The following is a 4,821-nucleotide window of genomic DNA, read 5'->3' on the forward strand; positions in this document are numbered from 1 at the left end:
TGTCGCACGGCTTCTCGACGAAGTCGGCCTCGGAGCATTCGCGCACGCGTTGCCGTCCGCGCTGTCGGGCGGCATGGCGCAGCGCGCCGCGCTCGCGCGCGGCCTCTTCTCGCGACCCGCGCTGCTGTTGCTCGACGAACCGTTCAGCGCGGTCGACGCCATGACGCGCATGCGGCTGCAAGCGTTGCTGCTCGGGCTCGTCGCGACGCACGGCATGAGCGCGCTCGTGGTCACGCACGATCTGGACGAAGCGCTGTACCTGAGCGATCGCGTGCTGCTGCTCGCGGCCGATCCGGGTCGTATCGAGCGTGAAATCCCGATCGACCGGCCGCGTCCGCGCGAGCGGCACGATCCGCTGCTCGCGCAGCTGCGCCTGGATCTGTTGGAACGGCTCGACCGGTACGCGACGGCGGACGGCTGATCCGGCTCGCGCCGTTCAGTCAGAACACCGCTTCCGCTTCCGCTTGCGCGAGCGTCGAGACGAAACGCGCGGTACGCGGATCGCGCGGCCGCATGAACAGATCGCGCGACGCGCCCGCTTCGACCACCCGGCCACCGGCGAGAAACACCGCATCGTGCGCGATCGACGCAGCCAGCCGCAGGTCGTGCGTCGCCATCAGCATCGTCGTGCCTTCACGCGCGAGCTGCCGCAGCACCTCGACGACTTCGACGGACAACTCCGGATCGAGCGCCGACGTCGGTTCATCGCACAGCAGCACCTGCGGCGACGGCGCGAGCGCACGCGCGATCGCGACGCGCTGCTGCTGGCCGCCCGACAGCGTCGACGGCCAAACATCCGCCTTGTCCGCAATGCCGACCTTCGCGAGCAACGCGAGCGCCCGTTCGCGTGCGCGCTCACGCGGCCACTTCTGCACGGTCACGAGCCCTTCCATCACGTTCTGCACGACGCTCAGGTGCGGGAAAAGCTGAAAATTCTGGAACACCATGCCCGTCTGCCGGCGCACCGCGAACACGTCGTCGCGCGACGGCTTGCGGCCAGGCGTGAACGCGACGTGCGCATCGCCGACCGTGAGCGCGCCCGCCTCCGGCACCTCGAGCAGGTTCACGCAACGCAGCAGCGTGCTCTTGCCGCTGCCGGACGGGCCAATCAGCGCGGTAACGCTGCCGGGCTGCAGCGCGAGATCGATACCGGCGAGCACGCTCTGCGCGCCGAACGACTTGTCGATGCGGTCGAGACGGATCATCGCAACCCCGCCTGAAACAGCGCGTGACGGCCGTAGTGCGCTTCGAGCCGGCGCTGCGTGGTGGACAGCACCGAGCTGAACAGCAGATAGATCAACGCAGCCTCGGTATAGAGAATCAGCGGTTCGTACGTGACGGCCGCGATGCGCTGCGCCGCCTGAAAAATCTCGGGCACGGTCAGCACGGCCGCGAGCGACGTGTCCTTGACGAGCGAGATGAACGCGTTCGACAGCGCAGGCAGCGCGCTCCGCGCCGCCTGCGGCAGGATCGTGCGACGCAGCGCCTGTCCGCGCGTCATCGCCATCGAATATGCGGATTCCCACTGCCCTTTCGGGACCGATTCGATCGCGCCGCGAATCACCTCGGCGTTATACGCGCCGACGTTCAGCGAGAAACCGATCACGGCCGCCGTCAGCGGATCGAGCACGATGCCGACGTTCGGCAACCCGTAGAAGATCACGAAGAGCTGCACAAGCAGCGGCGAGCCGCGAAACAGCCAGATGTAAAAGCGCGCGGCTGCCTGCGCCCAGCGCGCCCCGAACAGGCGTACGAGCGCGACCGCGAACGCGAGCAGCAGCCCGATCGCGAACGACGCCAGCGTCAGCGGCACCGTGAACACGAGCCCCGCGTACAGCAGCGGCCACAGCGACTGCGTCATCAGGTGAAGCCATGCTGGCATCGTTCAGCTCCGCGTCACTGCTGCGACACGTCGCGACCGAAATACTTGTGCGAGATCTTCGCGTAGGTGCCGTCCGTCTTGATATCGGCGAGCGCCTTGTCGATCGCCGTGCGCAGTTCGGGGCTGCCCTTGCGGATCAGCACGCCCGAATCGTCGCCCGCGCCGGACGTGTCGGTTGCCGCGATCTTCAGCTTCGCATCCGGCTTGTGCTTGCGGAAATCGAGGTACGACAGCGAATCGTTGATCGTCGCATCGACGCGGCCCGACGTCAGCAGGTCGATCGATTCGTTGAAGCCCTGCACCGGCACGACATCTGCGCCGTGCGCGGCGGCGAGCTTGCCGAAATTGCTCGTCAGCGTGTTCGCCGATTTCTTGCCCTTCAGGTCGCCGAACGAGCGGATCGTCGTGTTGTCGGACCGCACGATCAGCACCGCCCGCGACGTGATGTACGGTGTCGAGAAGTCGTATTTCGCCTTGCGCGCGTCGGTGATCGCCACCTCGTTGACGACCGCGTCGTAGCGGTTCACGTCGAGGCCCGCAATCAGGCCGTCCCACTTGCCTTCGACGAACTGCGGCTTCACGCCGAGGCGCTGCGCGATCGCGGTCGCGATATCGACATCGAAGCCCGTTAGCTTGCCGGTCTCGTCGTGATAGGTGAACGGCGCGTAGGTGCCTTCGGTGCCGACGCGGAACACGCCGGACGATTTGATCTGCGCGAGATCGTCGGCGGCGAACGCGTTCGTGGCTGCAGCGATCGGCAGCAACGCGACGAGCAGAATGGAACGGATGAGTTTCATGGTGCGGACCCCGAAGGATGGATGGAGGGAGGAAACTCGCAGGTATGGTTGCCGCGCGAGGCGTCCGCGAATTCTACCGACGCGCCGTTTGCCGGCAAAAACGCAAATCGGCTAAGGATATGAGTGGAGTGAATAATGCGGGAGGCGTGCTCCCTTGGGGCGGATTCGGACAAGCGCAGGTATCCGGGCACTGTAGGACTGACACCGCGCCGTTGCCCATGCACTGCGAAGGCCACCTCGCATACTGCCTCGATCATGTACTCCTGATACTCGTGCAATCTGATCATGCTTGATTCTATGATTTCGCCCCACCCTCACCGGCATTCAAAGTGACACCGGTGAGGTGTGCGGCGACCATGCATCAGAGCGGCAGGATGTCTAATGGGAGCTCTGTGTCAACTTACCTATAGCGAGACCAGGCATTGGCCGGTGGCACTACTTGTTCAGGAGGCCGTTGACGTGTATTAGCTGGGACTCGATCTGACAGGTAGTCGGGTCGATAGAGAAGAAGCGATCAATGGGGAATGAGTTTCTCCTTGGCGAGTTCCAGTGAATCGAGGAAGGTGCGCATCGGCGTCTTGCCGTAACACCATCACCCGTGATGTGATGCAGAGCCTCGGCTACGGCGAGTCTTGAGCAACGCCAGCAATTCCGGCGCATCGATTTCGCCGATCGGACGCTTGCCGATCCAAGGAAACACATCATTCCTGAACCTCGCCATGGTCTTCTCGTACTGCGCAGGCTCGACCGACGACCGGCGCTCTTCCATCCAGGCAAGGGCAATCGCTTCGAAGCTGTTCATGACAGCGATTCTGAGGGCACGCTTGTCCGCTTTCTTAATTTCGCCCGGATCAGAGCCCGCCGCCAGCCTTTCGCGCGCCTCGTCACGCTTCTTGCGCGCCGCCGCCAGTGGCACGTCGGGATAGACGCCCAGTGCCAGCGTCTTGTCCTTTCCCGCGAACCGGTAGTTCATCCGCCAGTACTTTCCGCCGGACTTGTCCAATTGCAAATACATCCGTCCGCCGTCAGCTAGGCGATTACCCGTGCCATCCGGGTTGTAGCGGGCATTCCTGACCTGAGTATCGGTGAGCGGCATGGTGGTATCTCCGAGCAGAGCGAGCCGAAAGACGGCCCGTACCACCCCAAATACCACCCGATAGCACCGGCTTCCACCGAATTAACCCGAACAACGCGGGAACGAAAAAACCCGCGAAGCCTTGTGCTATCGCGGGTTTCAGGAATTCTCCGGAACATGCCGGAACAGTATCTGGTGCGTGAGGCCGGACTCGAACCGGCACACCCTTGCGGGCGTCAGGACCTAAACCTGGTGCGTCTACCAATTTCGCCACTCACGCGCATCCTGCTTCGCCTGTTTGCGCATGCGCTGCATGCGTCCGGGCCCGGACCGGCTGGAGCCGGCGTACCCGATCAGGCGAGCGCGAGATTCTACCCGATCTGCCCGGCGTTGTCTCCACCGGCCGACGGCCCACATGCGCCGATGCTAGAATGCCGCGCCCGACACCTCCGGCGGCGCCGTTCCGTTGACCGCCTTCGACACGATCCCGCACGTGAATTTCGACGACTATTGCCAGCAGAAAGCCGCCCTGCCCGGCTCCAGTGCTTACTATGCGTTGCGGCAGGCGCCGCTTGCCGTCCAGCCGCGTCTCACGGCCCTCTTCGCGCTGCGCCGCGAACTCGAGGAAACCGTCAAGGAGACGAGCGACCCGACCGTCGGGCACACCAAGCTCGCATGGTGGCAAAAGGAGCTCGCGGCGCTCGCCGCCGGCCAGCCGTCGCATCCGGTCACGAAGGCGCTCGCCGCGCACCATCCGTCGATTTCGACGGAAATCGACGCGTTGCGCACGCTCGTCGACGGTTACGGCATGGATCTCGAACAGTCACGCTATCTCGATCTCGCGAATCTGCAGCGCTACCTTGCGAAGGTCGGCGGCGGCTTCGCAGCGCTCGTCGCGCGTGCAAGCACCGCACAACCGGCCGGCCCGCAGCCGTGGGCGGACGCGGTCGGCCACGCGCTGATGCTGGCGCAATTCGTGCAGGAACTCGGCAACGACGCACGGCATGGCCGCATCTACCTGCCGATCGACGAGCTGCAGCGCTTCAACGTCACAGCTGCCGACCTGT

The 4,821-nt window shown here is 64.6% G+C and carries 5 protein-coding genes, 1 tRNA gene and 1 pseudogene; 2 read left to right on the forward strand and 5 right to left on the reverse strand.

From position 1 onward, the window contains the following. The coding region (locus tag KH616_RS21430) for an ATP-binding cassette domain-containing protein (RefSeq protein ID WP_292250595.1) at positions 1–421 on the forward strand (421 nt) is incomplete at its 5' end. A 19-nt stretch (positions 422–440) separates the two neighbouring features. On the opposite strand, the gene KH616_RS21435 is transcribed toward KH616_RS21430, so the two are convergent. From KH616_RS21435 to KH616_RS21455, 5 genes and pseudogenes are all read right to left on the reverse strand, one after another. Then, positions 441–1,205, reverse strand: a complete 765-nt coding sequence (locus KH616_RS21435) for an amino acid ABC transporter ATP-binding protein (protein ID WP_292250597.1) — start codon at positions 1,203–1,205, stop codon at positions 441–443. Further along, a complete protein-coding gene (locus tag KH616_RS21440; RefSeq protein ID WP_292250599.1) occupies positions 1,202–1,882 on the reverse strand; it encodes an amino acid ABC transporter permease in 681 nt (226 codons plus the stop codon). Before KH616_RS21440 ends, KH616_RS21435 begins: the two co-directional genes overlap by 4 nt. Positions 1,883–1,896: 14 nt before the next feature. Further along, positions 1,897–2,679: an amino acid ABC transporter substrate-binding protein gene (locus KH616_RS21445; RefSeq protein WP_292250601.1), complete on the reverse strand. Its 783-nt coding sequence runs from the start codon at positions 2,677–2,679 to the stop codon at positions 1,897–1,899. 610 nt (positions 2,680–3,289) lie between these two features. Continuing rightward, positions 3,290–3,775: pseudogene (locus tag KH616_RS21450) on the reverse strand (Arm DNA-binding domain-containing protein); the annotation flags it as partial. Positions 3,776–3,947: 172 nt separating this feature from the next. Continuing rightward, positions 3,948–4,034 (reverse strand) — tRNA-Leu (locus KH616_RS21455). A gap of 213 nt (positions 4,035–4,247) precedes the next feature. Here KH616_RS21455 and KH616_RS21460 point away from each other — a divergent pair. After that, the coding region (locus KH616_RS21460) for a squalene/phytoene synthase family protein (RefSeq protein ID WP_292250603.1) at positions 4,248–4,821 on the forward strand (574 nt) is incomplete at its 3' end.

Source organism: Burkholderia sp. (genome assembly GCF_018375725.1).
Lineage (GTDB): Bacteria > Pseudomonadota > Gammaproteobacteria > Burkholderiales > Burkholderiaceae > Burkholderia.